This is a genomic window from Phreatobacter sp. AB_2022a (assembly GCF_026847585.1).
Taxonomy (GTDB): Bacteria; Pseudomonadota; Alphaproteobacteria; order Rhizobiales; family Phreatobacteraceae; genus Phreatobacter.
Genome location: NZ_JAPSET010000003.1, coordinates 158,924 through 181,464 on the forward strand (window position 1 = coordinate 158,924; position 22,541 = coordinate 181,464).

General features: G+C 67.9%; 21 protein-coding genes. 7 read left to right on the forward strand and 14 right to left on the reverse strand.

Annotated elements, in window-relative coordinates; translation table 11 throughout:
- Nucleotide 1: 1 nt before the first annotated feature.
- The gene (locus OZ671_RS03450; RefSeq protein ID WP_268859429.1) at nucleotides 2–550 is read right to left on the reverse strand and encodes a TRAP transporter small permease subunit; all 549 of its coding nucleotides are present in this window, start codon (nucleotides 548–550) and stop codon (nucleotides 2–4) included.
- A 221-nt stretch (nucleotides 551–771) separates the two neighbouring features.
- Between OZ671_RS03450 and OZ671_RS03455 the strand changes: the two genes are divergently transcribed.
- Together OZ671_RS03455 and OZ671_RS03460 are read left to right on the forward strand one after the other, a co-directional pair.
- Nucleotides 772–4,329 (forward strand): PAS domain-containing hybrid sensor histidine kinase/response regulator, encoded by a 3,558-nt coding sequence (locus OZ671_RS03455; protein ID WP_268859430.1) that lies wholly within the window; start codon nucleotides 772–774, stop codon nucleotides 4,327–4,329.
- Nucleotides 4,326–5,009, forward strand: a complete 684-nt coding sequence (locus OZ671_RS03460; RefSeq protein ID WP_268859431.1) for a response regulator transcription factor — start codon at nucleotides 4,326–4,328, stop codon at nucleotides 5,007–5,009. The genes OZ671_RS03455 and OZ671_RS03460 overlap by 4 nt, the downstream gene beginning before the upstream one ends.
- A gap of 176 nt (nucleotides 5,010–5,185) precedes the next feature.
- On the opposite strand, the gene OZ671_RS03465 is transcribed toward OZ671_RS03460, so the two are convergent.
- From OZ671_RS03465 to nth, 7 genes are all read right to left on the reverse strand, one after another.
- Nucleotides 5,186–5,890 (reverse strand): ABC transporter ATP-binding protein, encoded by a 705-nt coding sequence (locus tag OZ671_RS03465; RefSeq protein ID WP_038308901.1) that lies wholly within the window; start codon nucleotides 5,888–5,890, stop codon nucleotides 5,186–5,188.
- Nucleotides 5,890–6,612 (reverse strand): ABC transporter ATP-binding protein, encoded by a 723-nt coding sequence (locus OZ671_RS03470; protein WP_268859432.1) that lies wholly within the window; start codon nucleotides 6,610–6,612, stop codon nucleotides 5,890–5,892. Before OZ671_RS03470 ends, OZ671_RS03465 begins: the two co-directional genes overlap by 1 nt.
- Nucleotides 6,613–7,635: a branched-chain amino acid ABC transporter permease gene (locus tag OZ671_RS03475; protein ID WP_268859433.1), complete on the reverse strand. Its 1,023-nt coding sequence runs from the start codon at nucleotides 7,633–7,635 to the stop codon at nucleotides 6,613–6,615.
- Nucleotides 7,636–7,650: 15 nt separating this feature from the next.
- The gene (locus OZ671_RS03480) at nucleotides 7,651–8,517 is read right to left on the reverse strand and encodes a branched-chain amino acid ABC transporter permease (RefSeq protein WP_038308897.1); all 867 of its coding nucleotides are present in this window, start codon (nucleotides 8,515–8,517) and stop codon (nucleotides 7,651–7,653) included.
- A gap of 378 nt (nucleotides 8,518–8,895) precedes the next feature.
- On the reverse strand, nucleotides 8,896–10,122 hold the full coding sequence (locus OZ671_RS03485) for an ABC transporter substrate-binding protein (protein ID WP_268859434.1): 1,227 nt from the start codon (nucleotides 10,120–10,122) through the stop codon (nucleotides 8,896–8,898).
- 55 nt (nucleotides 10,123–10,177) lie between these two features.
- Entirely contained in the window at nucleotides 10,178–11,323 is a 1,146-nt protein-coding gene (locus OZ671_RS03490) for a hypothetical protein (protein WP_268859435.1), read from the reverse strand.
- Nucleotides 11,324–11,419: 96 nt separating this feature from the next.
- Nucleotides 11,420–12,211, reverse strand: coding sequence for an endonuclease III (gene nth / locus OZ671_RS03495; protein ID WP_103167810.1), 792 nt, complete (start codon nucleotides 12,209–12,211; stop codon nucleotides 11,420–11,422).
- A gap of 22 nt (nucleotides 12,212–12,233) precedes the next feature.
- Between nth and OZ671_RS03500 the strand changes: the two genes are divergently transcribed.
- Nucleotides 12,234–12,779 (forward strand): DUF2244 domain-containing protein, encoded by a 546-nt coding sequence (locus OZ671_RS03500; RefSeq protein ID WP_268859436.1) that lies wholly within the window; start codon nucleotides 12,234–12,236, stop codon nucleotides 12,777–12,779.
- 35 nt (nucleotides 12,780–12,814) lie between these two features.
- Nucleotides 12,815–13,282 carry a YbaK/EbsC family protein gene (locus tag OZ671_RS03505; RefSeq protein WP_268859437.1) on the forward strand — a complete coding sequence of 156 codons (468 nt, stop codon included), beginning with the start codon at nucleotides 12,815–12,817 and terminating at the stop codon, nucleotides 13,280–13,282.
- A 293-nt stretch (nucleotides 13,283–13,575) separates the two neighbouring features.
- Here the strand turns inward: OZ671_RS03505 and OZ671_RS03510 are convergent, their stop codons facing one another.
- Nucleotides 13,576–15,027 carry an NAD-dependent succinate-semialdehyde dehydrogenase gene (locus OZ671_RS03510; protein ID WP_103167811.1) on the reverse strand — a complete coding sequence of 484 codons (1,452 nt, stop codon included), beginning with the start codon at nucleotides 15,025–15,027 and terminating at the stop codon, nucleotides 13,576–13,578.
- 291 nt (nucleotides 15,028–15,318) lie between these two features.
- Here OZ671_RS03510 and OZ671_RS03515 point away from each other — a divergent pair, with 291 nt between their 5' ends.
- A complete protein-coding gene (locus OZ671_RS03515) occupies nucleotides 15,319–15,696 on the forward strand; it encodes a VOC family protein (RefSeq protein WP_268859438.1) in 378 nt (125 codons plus the stop codon).
- Between the two features lie 9 nt (nucleotides 15,697–15,705).
- Here the strand turns inward: OZ671_RS03515 and OZ671_RS03520 are convergent, their stop codons facing one another.
- The 3 genes from OZ671_RS03520 to OZ671_RS03530 are packed head-to-tail and all read right to left on the reverse strand — an operon-like array spanning nucleotide 15,706 to nucleotide 17,568.
- Complete coding sequence (locus OZ671_RS03520) at nucleotides 15,706–16,137, reverse strand: acyl-CoA thioesterase (protein WP_268859439.1); 432 nt, start codon at nucleotides 16,135–16,137, stop codon at nucleotides 15,706–15,708.
- 16 nt (nucleotides 16,138–16,153) lie between these two features.
- The gene (locus OZ671_RS03525) at nucleotides 16,154–16,867 is read right to left on the reverse strand and encodes a glutathione S-transferase family protein (RefSeq protein WP_328286337.1); all 714 of its coding nucleotides are present in this window, start codon (nucleotides 16,865–16,867) and stop codon (nucleotides 16,154–16,156) included.
- On the reverse strand, nucleotides 16,864–17,568 hold the full coding sequence (locus tag OZ671_RS03530; protein ID WP_268859440.1) for a glutathione S-transferase N-terminal domain-containing protein: 705 nt from the start codon (nucleotides 17,566–17,568) through the stop codon (nucleotides 16,864–16,866). Before OZ671_RS03530 ends, OZ671_RS03525 begins: the two co-directional genes overlap by 4 nt.
- A gap of 185 nt (nucleotides 17,569–17,753) precedes the next feature.
- On the opposite strand from OZ671_RS03530, the gene OZ671_RS03535 reads away from it, so the two are divergent.
- Together OZ671_RS03535 and OZ671_RS03540 are read left to right on the forward strand one after the other, a co-directional pair.
- Nucleotides 17,754–18,641 carry a bifunctional helix-turn-helix domain-containing protein/methylated-DNA--[protein]-cysteine S-methyltransferase gene (locus OZ671_RS03535; protein WP_268859441.1) on the forward strand — a complete coding sequence of 296 codons (888 nt, stop codon included), beginning with the start codon at nucleotides 17,754–17,756 and terminating at the stop codon, nucleotides 18,639–18,641.
- A gap of 57 nt (nucleotides 18,642–18,698) precedes the next feature.
- The gene (locus tag OZ671_RS03540; RefSeq protein WP_268859442.1) at nucleotides 18,699–20,042 is read left to right on the forward strand and encodes an MATE family efflux transporter; all 1,344 of its coding nucleotides are present in this window, start codon (nucleotides 18,699–18,701) and stop codon (nucleotides 20,040–20,042) included.
- A 49-nt stretch (nucleotides 20,043–20,091) separates the two neighbouring features.
- On the opposite strand, the gene OZ671_RS03545 is transcribed toward OZ671_RS03540, so the two are convergent.
- A complete protein-coding gene (locus tag OZ671_RS03545; protein WP_442957052.1) occupies nucleotides 20,092–21,165 on the reverse strand; it encodes a quinone-dependent dihydroorotate dehydrogenase in 1,074 nt (357 codons plus the stop codon).
- A gap of 65 nt (nucleotides 21,166–21,230) precedes the next feature.
- Nucleotides 21,231–22,457, reverse strand: coding sequence for an O-succinylhomoserine sulfhydrylase (locus OZ671_RS03550; protein ID WP_268859444.1), 1,227 nt, complete (start codon nucleotides 22,455–22,457; stop codon nucleotides 21,231–21,233).
- Between the last annotated feature and the right edge of the window lie 84 nt (nucleotides 22,458–22,541).

Consider the following 22,541-nt stretch of genomic DNA (forward strand, 5'->3'; position numbering starts at 1 on the left):
GTTACTGGAGCGGCTTCTCGTAGGCCGCCATTTCGCCGATGGGCTCGGACGAGCCGCCCAGTGCGGCCAGCCGCTTGACCAGCTCGGCGATGCCCTGCAATGCGAGGAGGAAGAAGCCGAGCGGCAGCAGCAGCTTCACCGGCCAGAGGATGAGCCCACCCGCGTTGGACGAGGCTTCCCGCGAATGGAAGCTCTCAAGGAAAAACGGCCACGCCAGATAGAGCGTGAAGATCACCGCCGGAAAGAAGAAGACCAGGAAGCCGAAGACGTCGATCAGCAGCTTCTGGCGATCCGTGCGGCCGCCGTAGAACAGGTCGACGCGGACGTGCTCGTTCAGCTTGAGCACGTGGGCCGAGCCGAGCAGCAGGATGCCGGCGAACATCTGCCACTGGATCTCGAGCCAGGCGTTGGACGAGGCATTGAAGAGGTAGCGCGAGCCGGCATTGCCAGCGCTGATCAGGCAGGACAGCAGGACCAGCCAGGCGGCGATCTGGGCGCAACGCCGGCTGACGTCGTCGATACCGCGCGCCAGGCGCAGAAGGATGCTCATGATTCCCCCCGGGGACAGACCGGGACCTCCGCGGTCCTCTTGGCCTCTGCCCTACCGGCGTGCCGCCGCGCCGAGACCCCCTACCTTCGCTCCTGGCCCCCCCTACTTTCGCTCATCTGGGCGGTGTTTCAGGTCGAATTGCCGGCGAAATGGTTGCTGCCCGACGGCTGGCTGGGTAGCGTTGCGGCAGTTGCTCGCTCGACGTCCAGGAGCGCCTCGCCGTGCAGAACTGGCTGGTTCTGACCGTTTCCGGCGCCTATATCGGCGCGCTCTTCGCCATCGCCTGGTGGGGAGAGCGGCGGGCCGGCGCACGGGACGGGCGGCCGCCGCCCTGGTGGTGGGGGGCGCTTGCCTATGCCCTGACGCTGGCGATCTACAACACGTCGTGGAGCTTCTACGGATCGGTCGGCAGGGCGGCCACGAGCGGATGGGATTTCCTGCCGATCTATATTGGCCCGACGCTCCTGCTCGTCTTCGGTCAGCCCCTACTCGCCAAGGTCATCGCCGTCGCCAAGACGCAGAACGTCTCTTCGATCTCGGAGTTCATCGCCGCACGCTACGGCAAGAGCCAGGCCGTCGCCACGCTGGTGGCGCTCGGCGCCCTGGTCGGCGTCCTGCCCTATATCGCGCTGCAGTTGAAGGCCGTCGGAGCCAGCTTCGACATCCTCACCTCCGCAAACCCCGACCATCCCGGGACGGCAGGCGTCTTCTGGCAGGACAGCGCATTCGCGGTCGCGGCCGCCATGGCGGTCTTCACGATCGTCTTCGGCGTTCGCCACATCAATGCCGGCGAGCATCACCGCGGCCTGATGCTCGCCATCGCCTGCGAGAGCCTGGTCAAGCTCGCGGCTTTCGTCGCCGTCGCGGCCTTCATCGTGTTCGGCGTCTCAGGCGGTTTCGGCCAGGTCTTCGAGCTCGCGCGGCAGCGCCCGGATCTCGAAGGCCTCGTCGCCGTCCGGCCGAACGACCCGACCTGGATCACCAACACGCTGATCTCGGTGATCGCGTTCATCTGCCTGCCGCACGCCTTCCACGTCGCCATCGTGGAGAACGAAGAGCCTCGCCATACGCGCTCGGCCGCCTGGCTCTACCCCGGCTATCTCCTTGTCCTCAGCGTCTTCATGATCCCGATCGCCATCGCCGGGCTCACCACCATCGGCCGCGGCGTCAATCCCGACACCTACATGATCACCTTGCCGATCGCTGCGGGACACGGCAGCATCGCCCTGCTCGCCTTCATCGGCGGCCTGTCGGCGGCGACCGGCATGATCATCGTCGCGGCCGTGTCGTTGAGCACGATGCTCTGCAACGACGTCGCCATGCCTCTCCTGCTCCGCATGCGCTCGCTCGCGAGCTGGGCATCCAGCGGCGATGTCTCGCGGGTCCTGTTGCGCATCCGGCGCGGCGCCGTGATCGGCGTCCTTCTGCTCGCCTATCTGATGCATCGCGTCGTCGACCGCGACTATCCGCTCACCCAGATCGGCCTCGTCTCCTTCGTCGCGGTGGCGCAGTTCGGCCCGGCCTTCTTCGGGGGCCTTTACTGGCGCCGCGCCAGCCGGGCCGGCGCGCTCGCGGGGATCCTCGCCGGATTGGCGGTCTGGGCCTATGTGCTGCTCCTGCCGGCGACCTTGCCCTTCACCTCTCTGCCGGCGACCTTGCTCAGCCACGGCCCCTGGGGAATCGACTGGCTGCGGCCGCACGCACTGATGGGAATGGCGCTGGACCCGATCTCCCACGCGACGCTGTGGAGCCTGTCCGCCAATGGCGTCTCCTTCGTATTGGGCTCGCTGCTGTCGGGCCAGGGCCAAATCGAGCGCCGGCAGGCGAGCATCTTCGTCGACGGCCCGGGGGGACCAGACGACGCGCCCCGGCGCGGCCGCGCCGTCGTTCGGCTGGACGACCTGCGGGCCGTCGTGCTGCGCTTCCTGGGAGCGGAGCGTGGCAACGCGGCCTTCCGCGACTATCTGGCTCGTCGCCGCGACGGCGAGGGGCCGGCTCTCGACCAGTCCGGCCTCGCCGATCTGCACGCCATCCGCTTCACCGAGCATATCGTCGCCGGCGCCATCGGCGCGCCTTCGGCGCGTGTCGTCATGGCTTCTTCGCTGGAAGGCTTCTCGCTGTCGCGGGGGGCGGCGATGGCCATGCTCGACGAGGCGACGGAAGCGCTCCGGTTCAATCGCCAGCTGCTGGAGGGGGCGCTCGAGACCGTTCCCCAGGGCATCTGCACCATCGACGACCAGCTCCGCATCACCGCCTGGAACGGGCGCTTTCTGCAGCTCCTGGAATTGCCCGCCGAGCTGGTGCGGGTCGGCGTGCCGTTGCGCGAACTCGTCGCCTACAACCGGGCGCGCGGCGAATATGTGAACCGCGACCTCTCGGTCCTGCTCGTCAATCGCGACGTCGCCGCACAGACTTGGCCCTACGCCTACGAGCGCGGCCGGCCGGACGGCACCGTCCTCGAGGTCGTCTATGACAGGATGCCGGACGGAGGCTATGTCTCGACCTATACCGACGTCACCGAGCGCCATCGCAGCGCCGAGGCATTGCGTGCCGCCAACGAGACGCTGGAAGTGCGCGTCCAGGAGCGCACCGACGCGCTGATGCAGGCCAAGGCGGAAGCCGAGAGCGCCAATGCCAGCAAGACCCGCTTCCTCGCAGCGGCCAGCCACGACCTGCTGCAGCCTCTCAACGCCGCGCGGCTCTTCGTCTCGGCCCTCGACGAAAGCCTCGCGACGCGGGTTGCGCATGAAGAAGCGGATCACGGCAAGGAGCGGCGGCTAGCTGGCAATGCCAGCAGCGCTCTGCGTTCCGCCGAGCAGCTACTGGCCGGGCTTCTCGACATCTCCTCGCTCGATGCCGGCGCCATCCTGCCGGAAGCCCGCTCGTTCGCGGTCGGGCCGCTGATCGAGCGCCTGGCAGTCGAGTTCTCGGCCTTGGCCGAGGAACGGAACATCGTCCTGCGACATGTCGATTGCCGCGCCTGGGTGAGAACCGATCCGCAGCTCCTGCGGCGCATCCTGCAGAACTTCCTGTCGAATGCCTTGCGATACACGCGATCGGGACGCGTGTTGCTCGGCGGCCGCCGCAACGGTGGGCATCTTCGCATCGAGGTGTGGGATACCGGTCCTGGCATTCCCGACGACAAGACCCGCGAAATCTTCGAGGAGTTCAGGCGGCTGGACAATGCCGGCGACCATGGCGACAGGGGGCTGGGGCTCGGCCTCGCCATCGTCGAGCGCATCGCCAGCCTGCTCGGCTTGACCATCGCCGTGCGCTCGCGCCTCGGGCGCGGCAGCTGCTTCGCGGTCGAGGTCCCCCTTGCGGAGGCGGAGGTTCTCTCCGGGCTCGAACGGCCCGTTCCGATCATGGCGCCGGCCGCCGCAGCGTCCCTGCTGATCCTGTGCCTGGACAACGAGCAGATCATCCTCGACGGGATGCAAGCCCTTCTCGTGGAGTGGGGGCATCAGGTGGCGAGTGCCCGCGGGCCCGGCGAGGTCGCCGCCGCCCTGGCCGGCCGGACGCCCGACGTCATCATCGTCGACTATCATCTCGACGGCATTCGCTCCGGCCTCGACGCGCTCCGCAATCTCAGGCGCGACCTGCGCGTCGATATTCCCGCACTGCTCGTCACCGCCGATCGCAGCGAAGACGTGCAGCGGCTGGCCGCGGAGCAGCGCTGCGACGTACTGCTGAAGCCTTTAAGGCCGGCCGCGCTGCGGCGCTTCCTGTCCTCAGTTGGCCTGAGGGCGCCGCAACAGCGCGACGAGGAGGTCGGGTGAACGTATTTCGTCAGGGGGCGCCGGAAGCGCCGCGCATCGTCATCGGCGACGATCATCCGCTCGTCCAGGCCGCACTGCGGAGTGCGCTCGCCGGAGCATTCCCGCTGGCGACGATCGAGGAATGTCACGACATCGACAAGGTCGTCGCAGCCGTCCGGAACGCTCCCGAAGTGGTCGATCTCGTCCTCCTGGATCTCAACATGCCCGGATCGAGCGGTCTGGCCGGGCTTTTTCTGATGCTGTCGTATTTTCCGACGATCCCGGTCGCCATCCTGTCAGCCGCCGAAGACACCGCCACCATCCGCCGGGCGATGGCCGGCGGCGCCTCCGGATACATTCCCAAATCCCTCGCGCTCGGCGAGATGGTCGCAGCCATCCGGGCGATCCTCGCAGGCGATCTCTGGGCGCCGAGGGGATGCGATACCGACCCGGCAATCGATGAGCAGGATCTGACGATGGCCCGGCGCTTCGCGTCCCTCTCTCCGCAGCAGCTGAGGATTCTGGCGATGATCGTGCAGGGCAGGCTCAACAAGCAGATCGCCGGTGAGCTCGGTGTGTCGGAGCAGACCGTGAAGATCCACGTTTCGACCATCTTCCGAAAGCTGGGCGTCGCCACCCGAACACAGGCGGCCGTCCTCGCCGGCAGCGCTGCCGGGTTGAGCATGGCCGGTCGCTCCTAGATGACCGCCACCGCGCGGCCGCAGTGGTCAGCACCGGCATTTTGAGCGTCTTCGAGCATCGGCGCCGATGAAGTCCCGAAGATGCCGAGACGAGCTCCGCAACCGCTTCGTCAGACGGGAGACCAATGCCCAGCGGCCGGAAGAGCGCGATGCCACAGCCCACAAGGGCCCGCAACTCAAAGCCCGAGATAGGCCTTCCGCACGCCATCGTCGGCGAGCAGTTCCTCGCCCGTGCCCGACAGGGTGACCCGGCCGTTTTCGAGCACATAGGCGCGGCTCGCGAGCTTCAGGGAGACCGCGACGTTCTGCTCGACCAGCACGCAGGTGAGGCCGCCGGCGGCCAGGTCACGGATGATGCGCAGCACCTCCTGCACGACGGCCGGCGCGAGGCCGAGCGAAGGCTCATCGAACATGACAAGCTCGGGCTCGCCCATCAGGCAGCGGCCGATGGCCAGCATCTGCTGCTCACCGCCGGAGAGCGTGCCGGCCGCCTGGGCGTGGCGCTCCTCGAGGCGCGGGAACATGGCGTAGACGCGTTCGAGATTGCGCTGCCTGTGCGGCTTCGCCCGCGGGATCATCGCCCCGGTGGCGAGATTCTCGGCCACCGTCAGGCTCGGAAAGACCTGCCGGCCCTCGGCCACCTGGCCGATGCCGAGATTGCACACCTCATGGCTCGGCAGGCCGGTAATGTCGCGGTTCTTGAAACGGATGGTGCCGGCGCTCGGCGGCAGCATGCCGGCAATGGTGCGGATCAGCGAGGTCTTGCCGGCGCCGTTGGCGCCGACGATCGCGACGATGGCGCGCTCGGGCACGTCGAGCGAGACGCCGTCGAGCGCCTGGGCATCGCCGTAGAAGACATCGACGTCGTGAACCTCGAGCATCAGAGCGCCTCCGCCCCGAGATAGCTTTCCAGCACTTTGGGGTGGCGGGTCACCACCTCCGGCGTGCCCTCGGCGATGGTCGCTCCGTGATGCAGCACGTGGATGCGCTGGGCGAGCGCCATGACCGCGCGCATGACGTGCTCGATCAGCACGATGGTGACGCCGGACCTGTTGATGTCCTTCAGGATCGCGACGATCCGGTCGACCTCGGTCGGGCGCAGGCCCGCCATCACCTCGTCGAGCAGCAGCAGGCGCGGCTGCGTCGCCAGCGCCCGTGCACATTCCAGCCGCTTGCGGTCCGGCAGGGTCAGCGACTTCGCCTTGGCGCTGCGCTTGTCGAAGAGATCGAGCTGGCGCAGCACCGCGTCGGCCTGGCCACGCGCAGTCTCGACGTCGGGCGCACGCATCATGGCGCCGATGGTGGCGTTCTCGATGACGGTCAGTTCGGGAAAGGGCCGGACGATCTGGAAGGTACGGGCGAGGCCGCGCCGGCAGAGCTCGTGCGGCGGCACGCCGTCCGACCGCTCGCCGGCAAAATGGATCGAGCCCGCGTCGGGACGGAACACGCCGGCGATCAGGTTGAACAGCGTGGTCTTGCCGGCGCCGTTCGGGCCGATCACCGCGAAGATCTCGCCCTCGGCGACGTCGAGACTGACATTGTCGACGGCGGTGAGGCCGCGGAAGCGCTTGGTGACGCCCTTGATGTCGAGCAGCGCGGCCATCTAGCGCTCCTCCGGAATGCGCAGGGTCTTCTTGGCCCAGGGCCAGACGCCGTTCGGCGCGAACCACATGATGACCATCAGCGCCGCGCCGTAGAAGACGAGGTTGACGCCCGGCACGGCGCGGCCGGCGATCTTCTCGACCAGCGCGATCAGGGTCTGGCCGAGCGGGGTCAGGATGAAGGCGCCGAGAATCGGCCCGAACAGCGTGCCGAGCCCGCCGATGATCGGGGCGAGGATCATCTCGATCGAGCGCGCGATGTCGAAGGACTGACTGGGAAAGAGGTTGTTCTGGTAGAAGGCGTAGACCACGCCGGCGACCGCGGTCATCGCCGCCGAGATCACCACCGCGGCCATCTTGGCGCGGAAGACGTTGATGCCGAGCGCGCGTGCGGCCTCGCTGTCCTCGCGCACCGCCAGCCACGACAGGCCGAGCTTGGAGCGGCGCAGCAGCGCGCAGATCAGGAAGGCCAGCACCATCATGCCGAGGCCGACATAATAGAAGAGCAGCGGCCCGCCGCGCAGGTTGATCGCCGCCCCCCCGCCCGACGACACGGGGATGAAGAAGCCGGCGGCGGCGCCGACGAAGGACCAGTTGTCGAAACCGATGCGGGCGACCTCGGCGAAGGCGATGGTCAGAAGCGCGAAATAGACGCCCTCGATGCCGAAACGAAAGCCGAGCCAGCCGATCGCCATGCCGAAGACGACGGCGACAGCCATGGCCGGCACGACGGCGATCGCCGGAGATATGCCGAACTTGACCCAGAGGATGGCGCCGACATAGCCGCCGAGGCCGACATAGAGCGCGTGGCCGAGCGAGAGCTGGCCGCAGAAGCCCATCATGATGTTCCAGGCCTGGCCGACGGTCGCGAACCAGAAGATCAGGAAGAAGACCGAGAGCAGATAGCGGTCGAGCACCAGCGGCGCGACCGTGAGCAGAGCGGCGAAGCCGGCGAGCAGCGCGAGCGCCCGGCGCGGCGTCTCGTCGGTCATCCGGGCGAGCATGGAGAACAGGCCTGATGTCATTGCCGGGTCACTCCCTCACGCCTTGCCCATCAGCCCTTGCGGGCGCAGCGCCAGGACCAGGACGAGCAGGCCGAACGAGACCATGGTCTTCATCGACGGGACGAAGATGACGGAAGCCAGCGCCTCGGCGACGCCGATCAGGAGGCCGCCGACCAGCGCCCCGACCATCGAGCCCATGCCGCCGATGATCACGATGGTGAAGGCGAGCAGGGTGAGACCGGGCGCGATCATCGGGGTGGCGTCGGTCAGCGTCACGGTCAGCGCGCCGGCGCAACCGACGCAGGCGAGGCCGAGGCCGAAGGTGAGCGCGTAGAGCTTCTTCACGTCGAGCCCGACCACCGCCGCACCGGTGAGATTGTCGGCGCAGGCGCGGATGGCGACGCCCGCGGACGTGAAGCGGAAGAAGGCGAACAGGGCCGCCGACACGGCGAGCGCGGCCAGCGCGGCATAGGCGCGCACCTTGTCGACGATGATCGGCCCGATCAGCCAGCTGTCGAAGGAATAAGGCAGATTGGCGTGGCGCGCATCCGGCCCGAAGATCATCAGGAGGCCGTTGACCAGGATGATGGCGAGGCCGACCAGGAGGATGAACTGCTCGTGGTCCGGCCGGCCGACGAAGGGATTGATCAGGGTGCGCTGCAGGCCGTAGCCGATGACGAAAAACGCGGCGGCGATCGGGAACAGGCTGATGAAGGGGTCGAGCCCGAGCGTATGGAACAGCACGAAGGCGGCGTACATCGCGACCACGGCAAACTCGCCATGGGCGAAATTGACCACCCGAACCACGCCAAAGATCACCGACAGGCCGAGCGCCATCAGGCCATAGACGAGGCCGGTGAGGATGCCCTGGACGAGCACATTTCCGTAAAGCGACCAGAGCATGGGCAAGGGGGTCGGGGACAGGGGTTGACGGGGAGTGGCCGGGAGGCCGCGATGGATGGTCGGCGCAGGGAGCCCTGCATCAGGTTGGCCGTGGTTCGAGGCTCGCTGCGCTCGCACCTCACCATGAGGCCGGAAGGAGATCGGCACTACCGATGCGCATGAAGCTTGACGCTCCGCGCGCATCCGGCACCGCCGCTGTTGCAAAACTCTCCATTCCTCATGGTGAGGTGCGAGCCGCAGGCGAGCCTCGAACCACGGCCAACTGTGGTGCAACTCTCGCCGAATTCACAGCCCGCCTGCTCTAGCGTGCCGGCTCAGCTTCGGCAACCCGCGAGGCCGGCCGGGCGGGAGGCCTGAAGCCCCCCGCCCCTGTCCGGATCAGCTGCGGCCCTGCCAGCCCGGCATGGGCAGGACCGGCTCGGCGACCGCCACGTCCTTCGGCAGGACGACGACCGGCGAGCGCTTCTGGTTCTGGATCAGCGCCGAGCCGATATTGGGGTTCTGCCCCTTGGCGTCGAACTGGATCGGCCCGCCGATCATCACGTGGTCGGCGATGTTGCTCGCCTTGACCGCCTCCATCAGCGGCGTCCCCTGAGTCGTGCCGGCCCGCTTGAAGGCATCGGCCGCAATCAGCAGGGCCTCGAAGGTGAAGCCGGCATTGAAGCTGTCGACGGCGAAGCGGTTGTTCGGATTGGCCTTCGCGAAGGACTTCTCGAGGGCCTGGGTCATCGGCGCCTTGGGATTGACCCAGGGCAGGCCGAACAGCACGAAGTCCGACAGCGGCCCGAGCGCCTGGTAGAACTCCTCGTCGTAGAAGCCGGGCGAGCCGGGCGAAATGATCGCCTTCGGCTCGAAGCGCTGGCGCACCATGTCGCGCACCAGCTTGATCGCGTCGGAGGCGCGGGTGACGCACATGATGAGATCGGGATTGATCGCGCGGATGCGCGTCACTTCGACCGCGAGGTCCTGGGCGCGCGGGTCGTAGGCGATCGATTCGGCCAGCTTGATCGGCAGATTGACGCGCGGATAGATCGCATCCATCGCGCCGCGCTGGGCGGTGCCGAACGTGTCGTTGGCGTGCAGGAAGACCGCCGTTTCCAGCTTGACGTTCTTGGCGTCCATCACGTCCTTGATCAGGCGCAGGCCGTTGGTCACGAGCTGGCCGCCGGTCTGGAAGTTGCGGACGAGATATTTGTAGCCCTGCTCGGTGATCTGCGGGGCTGCGGCAATGTTGATGACGAAGGGCACCTGGCGCTGTTCGGTGACCTGGGCGATGGCCAGCGTGTGGCCGGAATCGAAGGCGCCGGTCAGGACATGGCAGCCGTCATTGATGGCGCGCTCGGCCTGGGTGCGGGCGACATCGGCATTGGACTCGGTGTCGATATGGACGAGTTCCACCTTGTAGCCGAGATCGGCGAGCACGGCGGGCGCTGCCAGCGCGCCGCGGTGCATGCTCTGCCCCGCCTGGGCGAAGAAGCCGGAACGCGGCAGCAGCACGCCGATCTTCAGCGTCTGCGCCTGGGCCTTGACCACGGCGGGCGCGGCGATGACCGCACCGGCGCCGGCCAGGACCGTGCGGCGGGAAAGAGAAATTGTCGACGTCATTGGTATCATCCTCCCAAAGGGGGTCTTCAGCCCGTCGGCCCTGCGCGGGGTTCCGTCAGCCCCAGACCCTGCGCGCCGTTTCCATCATCACATCGATCTTACGCCATTGCTGGCTTTCCGAAAGCGCATTGCCGCCGATGCCGGAGGCAAAGCCGCATTGCGGCGACAGAGCGACCTGATCGAGATCGATAGAACGAGAAGCCTCGTCGAGTCGACGGCGAAGTTGGTCCACGGTCTCCACCTCGCCGGATTTGGTGGTGATCAGGCCGAGCACGACCATGGTGCCCTTCGGGACGAAGCGCAGCGGCTCGAAGCCGCCGGCCCGCTCGGTATCGTATTCGAGCAGCAGCCGGTCATAGGCGAGCCCGCCGAACACCGCTTCGGCAATGCCGTCATATTTGCCCTCGCGATGCCACATGCTGGCGCGGTTGCCGCGGCAGATGTGCAGGCCGAACACGGCCTTGCCCGCAAGGCCCGCAATGACCGCATTGTCGGCGGCGATCGCCCGCTTCAAATTCCTGAGCGGATCCTCGCCGCGCGCGGCCATGCGCTCCAGGGTCGGCGGATCGACATAGCCGGTGAAGCTCGGCTCGTCGATCTGGACATAGGCCGCGCCGCCCTCGATCAGCCCGGCCACCATGGCCTTCTGGATGGCGACGACGTCGGCAAGGAACATGTCGGCATCGGCATAGAACGGTTTCGATCCGTCGATGTCGCACATCTGGCAGACCCGGTCGGGACCCATCAGGGTGATCTTGGCCGGTGTCTTCGTGGTCTTGCGGATGAAGGCGAGCTCGCCCGCCGGGAAGCTCGTCTCGAGCTTCAGCCGGGCGGTGGCGGGCGTCCGGAAGCTCAGGACCGCGTCGGCGCCCTTGCTGTTGTGCTGCTCGCCTGCGCCGAGATTGTCGGGCGATGTCAGGAACTGCGCCCAGGAGCCCGACCAGAGGTCCCAGCCCGACACGTCGGAAAAGCTCACCTGCCAGTTCAGCCGGCGATATTCACCGTCGCTGACGAAGGGCAGGCCATGGGCCTCCTCAGTCGCGATGAGCCCCGTGATCGCCTCGTCCTGGGCGGCGACCAGGCCCTCCATCGGCAGCTGGCCTCGGGCATGGCGCAGGAAGGCCGCCTTCAGGTCCTCGGGCCTGAGGAACGAGCCGACCTGGTCGACGCGCATTCGTTTCAGTTCGGCAATCGTGGTCATGGCCCTCCCCTCCCCGGCGCCTGTCGTTGCGGCAATGTCGGCCGCCGCCGCGGGGCGAAGCAAGCCGAGGCAGCGCAAGGGAGACCGGCTTGCGCCTCAGGCGGCGGTCTTGAACTCGAAACGGCAGATATCCTTGATCACGCAGGACGGGCAGGCCGGCTTCGCCGCCTTGCAGACATAGCGGCCGTGCAGGATCAGCCAATGGTGCGCATGCAGGCGGTAGGCTTCGGGGACGACCTTTTCCAGGCCGAGCTCGACGGCGAGCGGCGTCTTGCCGGGCGCGAGCCCGGTGCGGTTGGCGACGCGGAAGAGATGGGTGTCCACCGCGATGGTCGGTATGCCGAAGGCCATGTTGAGCACGACATTGGCGGTCTTGCGGCCGACACCGGGCAGGGCCTCGAGCGCCGCCCGGTCGGCCGGCACCTCGCCGCCGTGGTCGTCGATCAGCTTTTGCGAGAGCGCGATGACGTTCTTCGCCTTGTTGCGATAGAGGCCGATCGTCTTGATGTAGGAGATCAGCTTCTCCTCGCCGAGCGCCAGCATCTTGGCCGGCGTATCGGCGACCTTGAACAGGGCGCGCGTGGCCTTGTTGACGCCGACATCGGTCGCCTGGGCCGACAATGCCACCGCTACCAGCAGCGTATAGGCGTTGACGCTCTCAAGCTCGCCCTTCGGCTCGGGATCGATGGCATGGAAACGGAAGAAGATCGCCTCGATCTCGGCCGGGCTGAGGCCGTCGCGCTTGCGGCGCTTGGCGGCGGCCTTGGCCGCCACGGTATTGGCGATCGCCTTCGACGCGCGCTTGCGCGCCGTGAGCAATCCCGGCTCTTGCGACCCTGATGCGGACGGCTTGCGCGTTGAAGGCTTGGGAGTGGAAAGCTTGGCCATGCCAGTCCTATAATGCGCCGTCATGACGAGCGGCAACCCGACATTCGATGGCGCTCACGGCCCGGCTCCAGCCGATGCCGACGCGCCGGTGTTTGCGGCCATTCTGACGCCGCACCGGTCTCTCACTCCCCGCGGCTTCCTGGCCGTGATGATCCTGGTCGGCGCGCTCAATGCCGCCGCGGCCCTGGTCTTCACGCTGGCCGGTGCCTGGCCGGTCCTGCCCTTCTTCGGACTGGACGTGGCGATCGTCTATTTCGCCTTCCGCGCAAGCTTCGCCCAGGCCCGCGCCTTCGAGGAGGTGGTCGTGACGCCGGCCGAGATCCGGGTGCGCAAGGTGAGCTATCACGGCCGGAGCCGCGAATGGGCATTCAACACCGCCTGGACCCGGCTGACCGAAGAGGTCGACGAGGACGATGGCCAGGTGACGGTGCTCACCCTCGATTCAGGCCGGCGCAAGCTCGACATCGCGACATTCCTGCCGCCGGTGGAGCGGACCGGCTTCGGCAAGGCGCTGGCGCGGGCGATCGCAGAAGCCAAGCGCGGTCCGACGCGCACCACCTTCGTGTGAGCCGCGCCTTTCCCCCTGCATGAAGGATTTCGACAATGGCGAGTTCGGTCGACCGCGTGAGAGCGGCCCTTGAGCGGCATGGCCACGACGGCGCGCGGCGCCGCTTTCCCGAAAGCACGCGCACGGCCGAGGAGGCCGCGGCGGCGATCGGCTGCACGGTCGCGCAGATCGCCAAGTCGATCGTGCTGCGGGCCGGCGACCGGCCGGTCCTGGTGGTCGCCTCCGGCGTCAACCGGGTCGATCCGGCCAAAGTCGCCGGCCTCGTCGGCGGACCGGTCAAGCGCGCCGACGCGGCCTGGGTGCGCGAGGTGACCGGTTTCGCCATCGGCGGCGTCGCGCCGGTCGGCCATCTGACCCAGCCGATCGTGCTGATCGACCAGTCGCTGAGCGCGCTCGACCCGATCTGGGCGGCCGCCGGTTCGCCGAACGAAGTGTTCTCGACCGGCTTCGCAGATCTCGTCGCGCTCAGCGGCGGACAGATCGCGGATGTAAAAGAGGGCTGAGGGGCTCAGGCGACGCTCTGCGCGGAACTCAGCCGTGGTTCGAGGCCCGCTACGCTCGCACCTCACCATGAGCAATGGAGAATATTGCAGCAAGGACGGTGCCGGATGCTCGCCACACGTGCCACTTCATGAGCAACCCTCATGCCATTCCCCGCCATTCCTCATGGTGAGGTGTGAGCCGAAGGCGAGCCTCGAACCACGGCCAACCTCCATGCCGGGCCCTGCCGACCGTGCTTGGATTCATGCGGTCAAAAAACCAGGGCGCGCCGAAGCGCGCCCCGGCTCCGGCGTCGTCAGCTCAGGCCGCCGACGCAGACATATTTGACGTCGAGATAGTCCTCGATGCCGTATTTCGAGCCTTCCTTGCCCATGCCCGATTCCTTGACGCCGCCGAACGGCGCGACTTCGGTGGTGATCAGGCCCTCGTTGATGCCGACCATGCCGTATTTCAGCGCCTCGGAGACGCGGAAGGCACGGGCGAGATCACGGGTGTAGAAGTAGGAGGCGAGACCGAACTCGGTATCGTTCGCCATCTGCACCGCCTGCTCCTCGGTGTCGAACTTGAACACCGGCGACAGCGGGCCGAAGGTCTCGTCGCGCGCGACCACCATGTCGGGCGTCACGCCGGCGAGCACGGTCGGCTCGAAGAACGAACCGCCGAGCTTGTGGCGATGGCCGCCGGTGACGATCTTGGCGCCCTTGGCGACCGCGTCCTTGATATGCTCCTCGACCTTCTCCACCGCCTTGACGTCGATCAGCGGGCCCTGCTGCACGCCCGCCTCGAGGCCGTTGCCGACCTTCAGCGCCTCGGATGCGGCGGCGAGCTTGGCGACGAAGGCGTCGTGAATGCCCGACTGCACCAGGAAGCGGTTGGTGCAGACGCAGGTCTGGCCGGAATTGCGGTATTTGGCGATCATCGCGCCTTCGATGGCGCGATCGATGTCGGCGTCGTCGAAGACGATGAACGGCGCATTGCCGCCGAGCTCCATCGACACCTTCTTCAGTGTCTTGGCGGACTGCTCGACCAGTTTCTTGCCGATCGGCGTGGAGCCGGTGAAGGTGATCTTGCGGACGGCCGGATTGTCCATCAGCTCGCCGCCGATGGCGCTGGCCGAACCGGTGAGAACATTGACGACACCGGCGGGAATGCCGGCCTTTTCGCAGAGATCACCCCAGACCAGGCCCGAATAGGGCGTCTGCGAAGCCGGCTTGATGACGATGGTGCAGCCGGCGGCGAGCGCCGGGCCGAGCTTGCGCGCGATCATCGAGGACGGGAAGTTCCACGGCGTGATGGCGCCGACCACACCGACCGGCTCCTTGGTGACCAGGATGCGCCGTCCGGCCCAGGGCGAGGGAATGACGTCGCCATAGATGCGCTGGGCCTCCTCGGCGAACCAGCGGACGTAGGCGGCGGAAAAGTTGACCTCGCCCTTGGCTTCGGCGAGCGACTTGCCCTGCTCGCGGGTCAGCAGCGTGCCGAGCGCCTCGGCATTCTCCTCGATGATATTGGCGAGGCGATGCAGGATCTGCGCGCGGTCCTTGGCGGTGCGCGCCCGCCAGGCCGGCAGCGCGGCCTCGGCCGCCGCGATGGCCCGCGCGGTCTCGGCCTGGCCGCAGTTCGGCACGGTGCCGAGCGTTTCACCGGTCGCCGGGTCCTGAACCGTCACGGTCTTGCCGTCGTCGGCGCCGATCCAGCGGCCGTCGACATAGGCCGCCTCGTGCAGGAACGCGATCTTCGCTGTCATGGGGTCGTCTCCTCGGGTTCAGCCGCCAAAATCGCCTCGCGCCCGCCCCCGAAAGTCTTTGCGGACGCTGCAATGCGGCAAGACTGCAATGCCGGCGCACACAAGCGCAGGCATCGCCGTCAACGTCAATGGCGATATCGTCACCGGCCCGCATATCGGCCAGTCTCCTCATCATGGAACGGGAGGCAGCCATGCCGGTTCCGGAACCCGAGCCTCCGCCGGCCGGCCGATTGCGCCGGACAGGCCAAACCCGCCATGCTCGCTCGTCAACCGGCAAACATGGCTGCAACCATGATCGATCATGTATCCATCGCGGTGGGCGATCTCGCCCGTGCCGCGGCCTTCTACGAGGCCGTGCTGGCGCCGCTCGGTCTCACACGGCTGGTCACCCGCGAGCGTACCGTCGGCTTCGGCAAGCGTTATCCCGAATTCTGGCTCAACCTGCGCGACCATCATCATGCGGCGCCGGGCGATCCCGGCGCGCATATCTGCCTGCGCGCCGCCGACGAGGAGGCCGTCAGGTCGTTCCATGCCGTCGCCCTGGCCGGTGGCGGACGCGATTCCGGCGCACCCGGTCCGCGCCAGGCGGCGATGACCACCTATTTCGGTGCCTTCATCCTCGACCTCGACGGCAACAAGATCGAGGCAGTGACCTTTCCGGCGGCCTGAGGCACGGGATCAGGCGCGGCCGACCGCTCCCACCGCTGAAAATTTCGCCGCGGCGGCCGGCGACAGGGGCCGCGACCGGCGCGTCGTCTCGTCCATCTGGACGATCACCGTCTCGGCGGTCGCAACGCACGCCCCGCCCTGGAACAGGCCCTGTTCGAGGGTCACCGCGCTGCGGCCGACCTTCGCGACGCGCGTTCCGATCACCACCTCGCCCGGCCAGCGGATCTCGGCGCGAAAATCGAGCACGAGGCGCGCGATGACGAAGGCTGCCCCCGGCTCCGCCAGCGGTTCGCCCGCGTCGTAGAGCAGCTCGACCCGGCCGGTTTCGAGAAAGGTCGAAAAGGCGGCATTGTTGACATGACCCTGCCGGTCGGTGTCGGCGTAGCGGATCTTGTCGACGCTGCGCAGCGGATAGGCGTCGATCACGACATCGTCCTGCATCGGCATGATCCGGCGATCACGCGGCAAGCGCGGGGGCACGCCGCGCGAGCCCGTCGAAGGCATCAAGCAGCCGCTCACGCCAGGCGACGACCGGATCGTCGCCGCCGCCCTCGAGAATGTCGGAAGGACTGGCGCAGCGCGCCCACATGAACATGCCGAACACGCAATAGTCGGCATAGGCCGGGGCGCCGCCGGCAATGAAATCCTGGCCCTGCAGCAGCGCCCGCAGCGGCGCCAGCGTCTGCGACAGCGCCTTCAGATGGGCCGGCCGGTCGGCGACGACGGTTTCCAGCGCGGCGCCGAAGCGGCGCTCCCGCGTCTGCCGGAAATAGGCCTCGTCAGCCGGACCGAGCAGGCGGGCAATATCGGTCAGGATCAGCCGGGCGATCGCCGGTATCAGGACGACGTCGGACCAGCCATTGACGAAACGGGCAAGCGGCACCGCCTCCGGGGCGCCGAACAGGGAGGGCCGGTCGGCAAAACGCGTTTCGAGGTGAAGGGCGATGCGCCAGGAATCGGCGACCGCCGTGCCGCCGTCGACCAGGACCGGCACGAGCCCCTGGCCGGAAAAGGCGATCGCCTCCTTGTCGGTGAAACGCCACGGCAGGCCCTCGGCCGCCAGGCCCTTGTGGGCGAGTGCCATGCGCACCTTCCAGCAATGCGGGCTGAAGCGCAGCGCCGGGTCCATGCCGGCGAGTTCGTAGAGTGTCAGAGACGGCTGCATGGTCATGCCCGGCCCCCGATATCGCCGGCGGTCTGCCCGAAGAGATGGCGCCGGGCCGCCTCGGTGACGGTGGGCGCGACGTTGATCCGATCGGCGATCTCATAGGCCCTGACCACCGACGGGCGGCGGGAGAGCGCCTCGAACCATCGCGCAAGGTTCGGAAATGCCGAGAGGTCCTGGCTCTGGCGCCCGTGCAGCCGGATCCAGGGGTAGCAGGCGATATCGGCAATGGAAAAATCGCCGGCGACGAAGGCGCGGCCGGCGAGGCGCCGGTCGAGCACGCCGTAGAGGCGGCCGGTCTCCTTCACATAGCGGTCGGTGGCATAGGCAATGCGCTCCGGCGCGTAATGGGCGAAGTGATGGTTCTGCCCGGCCATCGGGCCGAGGCCGGCCATCTGCCAGTAGAGCCATTGCAGCGCCTCGAAGCGCGGCCGGGCGTCGGCCGGCAGAAGCCTGCCCGTCTTGTCGGCGAGATATTCGAGGATGGCGCCGGATTCGAAGAGGGCGAGCGGGGCGCCGCCATCCTGGGGCGCCTGATCGACGATGGCCGGGATCCGGTTGTTCGGACTGATCGCCAGGAAGCCGGGCCGAAACTGCTCGCCGGCCGAGATGTTGACCGGCACGATCCGGTAGGCGAGCCCCAATTCCTCCAGCGCAATGGTGATCTTATGGCCATTGGGCGTCGTCCAGTAATGCAGGTCGATCATCGCCTCGTTCCGTCGATATTTTTGACATGATTGTCAATTTTGACAGTTGTGTCAATATTCGAAAGGCCCGGGAACGGCTGGCGGACCGGACACGCCATCGGCCGGGTCCGGCCTGAGGAAACGGGTGGTCCGCCGGCCGGCTTCACCCCACATTGGGGCCGAGTCGCGATTTCCGGGAGTGCCGCATGCTCAATGTCGTCCAGCTCGACCAGCACGCCGTGCCGATCCGCCTGCGCGACGCCGCCGACGACTACGAGGTGGTGCGCCGGACGCTCGCCTTCATTTCCGACCATTGGCGGCGCCAGCCGAGCGTCGAGGAGATGGCCGAGCATGTCGGCCTGTCGGCCGGCCACCTCCACCACCTGTTCCGCCGCTGGGCCGGACTGACGCCGAAGGACTTCCTGCAGGCGATCACCCTCGACGCCGCGCGCCGGCTGCTGCGCGACGAGGCGACCGTGCTCGATACGGCCTATGAGGTCGGCTATTCCGGCCCCGGCCGGCTGCACGACCTGTTCGTGACGCATGAGGCGATGTCGCCGGGCGACTACAAGGCCGGCGGCGCCGGCCTTGCCATGGCCTACGGCTTCCACCCCTCGCCTTTCGGCAAGGCGCTGGTGCTCGCCACCGACCGCGGGCTCGCCGGGCTCGGCTTCTGCGATGCCGGTGGCGAACCGACGGCGCTCGCCGACATGACCGGCCGCTGGCCGCGCGCCAGCTTCCGGGAGGACCCGCGTCTGACCTCGCCCTATGCCGAACGGATCTTCGATCCCGGCGCCTGGGCCGGCGGCCGGCCGTTGCGCGTGGTGCTGATCGGCACCGATTTCGAGGTGCGCGTCTGGGAAACGCTGCTGCGCATCCCGATGGGCCGGGCGACCACCTATTCCAGCATTGCCAGCCATATCGGCAAGCCGGGCGCGGCGCGCGCGGTCGGCGCGGCGGTCGGCCGGAACCCGGTCTCCTTCGTCGTGCCCTGCCACCGCGTCATCGGCCGCTCGGGAGCGCTCACCGGCTATCACTGGGGACTGACGCGCAAGCAGGCCATGCTCGGCTGGGAGGCCGGCAAGACGAGCTGATCTCATCCGCGCAGGCGGCTGTCGACACGGGCCGACATTCGGCTAGAACGGGGCGCCATGCACGCCCCCTCGCCCGCCCCCCAGCCGAGCCCCGCCGTCACCCACGCCCGCGTGCTGGCGATCGCCGTGCCGATGATCTTCGCGCATGTGACGACGCCACTGCTCGGCATCGTCAGCGCGACCGCCATCGGCCAGCTCGGCGAGGCGCGGCTGCTCGCGGCCGTCGCGCTCGGGGCGGTCATTTTCGACTTCCTGTTCTGGGCCTTCGTGTTCCTGCGCATGGGCACGATCGGCCTCACCGCGCAGGCCGTCGGCGCGCGCGACGACGTCGAGCGGCGCGCGGTGATCGCGCGGGCGCTGGTCATGGCGCTCATCTGCGGCGGCGCGCTCGTCCTGCTGCAGCGGCCGATCGCAGTCGCCGCCTTCCAGCTGATGGGCGCCTCGTCTGACGTCAACGCCGCAGCCGACACCTACTTCTCCGTCCGCATCTGGTCGGCCCCCGCGACCTTCGTGAACTATGCCGTGCTCGGCTGGCTGATCGGCCAGGCCCGCACCGTCGTCGGCCTCGTCCTCCAGGTGGCGATCAATCTCGTCAACATGGTGCTGACCATCTGCTTCGTCAGCCTCTGGGGCTATGGCGTCGCGGGCGCCGCCACCGCCAATACGATGGCCGAATATTCCGGCGCGGCGGCCGGCCTCGTCGTCGTGCTGGTTCTGCTCGGCGGGCGCTTCGGCGTCAGCCGCCAGGTCGTCTTCGACAAGGCCAAGCTCGTCCGCACCATCGCGATCAACCGCGACATCATGATCCGCACGGCCGCCCTGGTCACCGGCTTCGCCTTCTTCACGCGCCAGGGCGCGGTCGGCGGCGAGACCGTGCTTGCCGCCAATGCCATCCTGATGAACCTCGTCGGCGTCGTCGCCTTCTTCCTCGACGGCTTCGCCACCGCCGCCGAGCAGCTCTGCGGCCAGGCGGTCGGCGCCCGCGACGAAACCGCCTTCCGCCGCGCGGTGCGGCTCGCGGCGCTCTGGGCCATCACCTTCGGCACCGGTGCTTCGGCACTGTTCTATGCCGGCGGCCCGGCCGCCATCGACTTCATCACCAGCGCCGAGGCGGTGCGGGCGGAGGCGCGCAACTATCTCGTCTTCGCAGCATTGACGCCGTTCACCGGCGTCATGGCCTTCCTGTTCGACGGCGTGTTCATCGGCTCGACCTGGACCACCGCCATGCGCAACTGCATGGTGGCGGCCTTCTTCACCTTCATCGCCGTCTGGTGGCTGCTCTCCAGCTATGGCAATACCGGTCTCTGGATCGCCTTCCTCGCCTTCCAGCTCTGCCGCGGGGTCTATCAGGGCTTAGCCTATCCCGGCATGGTCAGGCGGACCTTCGAACCCGCGGCCTGAAGGATCCTGCGCGGCCAAGGGCCGTGCAGGACCTGCCAGCCTGAGCCCGTCAGCCAAGCCGCCAGTCGTCGGCGCGGCTGCCGACCACCGCCGCGACGGAAGCGTGCCCCTCGCGCCTAAGCTGCGCGAGAAGGCCGGCCTTGATGTCGCCGACGAGGCCGAACCCCTTGAACACCAGCGCCGAATAGAGCTGCACCAGCGTCGCGCCGGCGGCGATCTTGGCATAGGCATCGCCGGCCGAGGCAATGCCGCCGACGCCGATGAGCGGGAACTGGCCTTCGACGCGGCGCCAGGTCTCGGCCAGCATGCGCGTCGAGCGGTCGAACAGCGGCGCGCCGGAAAGCCCGCCGGTCTCCCTGGCGGTCGCCTGGTCGATCAGGCTCGCCGGCCGCTCGATCGTCGTGTTGGAAACGATCATGCCGTCGACACGCCGGCGCCGGCAGACCTGGACCATGTCGTCGAGACCGTCGAGCGTCAGGTCCGGAGCGATCTTGACCAGCACCGGCCGGCCGGGCGCGGCGACGTCGCGGGCGTCGAGCGCGCGGGCCAGCACCTCGTCGAGGAACGAGGCCTGCTGCAGGTCGCGCAGACCCGGCGTGTTGGGCGAGGAGACATTGACCGAGAGATAGGAGACGTCAGGGCTCAGCTTCTCGACCAGCCTGGCATAGTCGGCAATGCGGTCGGCCGTGTCCTTGTTCGGCCCGATATTGACGCCGACGATGCCCGGCCGGCCCCGGCGAGCCCGGAGGCGGGCGGCGACCTTGTCAACGCCGTCGGAATTGAGGCCGTAGCGGTTGATCACCGCCTGGTCGGGCATCAGGCGGAACAGTCTGGGTTTCGGATTTCCCGCTTGCGGCAGCGGCGTCACCCCGCCGACCTCGACGAAACCGAAACCCAGCCTGAGGCAGGCGTCGGGCACTTCCGCGTGCTTGTCGAAACCGGCGGCGAGGCCGACGGGATTGTCGAAGTCGAGCCCGAAGGCCGAAACCTTGAGCCGTGCGTCGTCGGCGCCGCAGCGCGGCACCGGCAAGGTCTTCAGCGCCGTGACGGCGAGATTGTGGCCCGTCTCAGGATCGGTGGCGAACAGGATGGGCTGGGCGAGGCGGGAGGCGAGAGAGATCAGCGACATGGGTTTCCTTTGGCACCAGCGGCCGGCTGATCGCAAGAGGCTCCCGCCTCCTCAAGCGGTCACAGCCGCACGTATTTGGCTTCTTTCGGCCAGGCCAGCGCGTGAACAGCCTGGGCGAGATCCTCGATCAGGTCGTCGGGGTCCTCGAGGCCGACCGACAGGCGCAGCAGGCCATCGTTGATGCCCATCTCGGCCTTTTCCTCCGGCGTGAAGCGGTCATGCGTCGTGGTCGGCGGATGGGTGATCAGGCTCTTGGCATCGCCCAGATTATTGGAGATGCGGATGATCTGCAGCGCGTTGGCGACCCGAAAGGCGCCCTGCTTGCCGCCTTCGACCTCGAAGGCGATCAGCGTCGAGCCGCCGCGCATCTGGCGCCTGGCCAGCTCATATTGCGGATGGTCGGGACGGCCGGGATAGAGCACCCGCGTCACGCCCGGCAGCTCGGCCAGCGCATCGGCGATCCGCGCGGCGCTCTGCGTCTGGCGCTCGACGCGCACGGCGAGCGTCTCCAGACCCTTCAGCATGACCCACGCGTTGAACGGGCTCATCGCCGGCCCGGTCTGGCGCAGATATTGATAGACGTGGTCGGCAATGAACTGCCTGGAGCCGAGAATGGCGCCGCCCATGCAGCGGCCCTGGCCGTCAATGTGCTTGGTGGTGGAATAGACGACGCAGTCGGCGCCAAGCTGGAGCGGGCTCTGCAGCAGCGGGGTCGCGAAGACGTTGTCGACCACCGTGCGGATGCCGGTCTTGCGGGCGATCGCGGTGATCGCGGCAATGTCGTAGACCTCGAGCGTCGGATTGGTCGGGCTTTCCAGGAAGAACACCTTGGTGTTCGGCCGGACCGCCGCCTGCCACTGGTCAAGTTCGGCGCCGTCGATCAGCGTCGAGGTGACGCCGAAGCGCGGCAGCAGCGTCTCGATGATGTAGCGGTTGGAGCCGAACAGGGCCTTGGCGGCGACGATATGGTCGCCCGCCGACAGCAGGCCGAACAGCGCGGCGTTGACCGCGGCCATGCCGGTGGCGGTCGCCTTGGCCGCTTCCGCCCCCTCCAGCAGCGCCATGCGCTCCTCGAACATGGAAACCGTCGGATTGGAGAAGCGGGCATAGATGAAGCCTGGCTCGGTCCCCTTGAAGCGCGCCTCGGCCTCCTCGGCGGTCGCATAGACATGGCCCTGGGTGAGGAACAGGCCTTCGGAGGTCTCGCCGAAATCCGAGCGCAGCGTGCCGCCATGGACGAGGCGGGTGGCAGGACGGGCGGATGCGGGATCGAACGGTTTCTTCATCTCAAGCGTCCTCTAGCGCCTTCGCCGGCAACGCTTGAACGGAGCGGCGCCGTCGTTGAAGGGGACTTGTCCCCTCAAAAAACC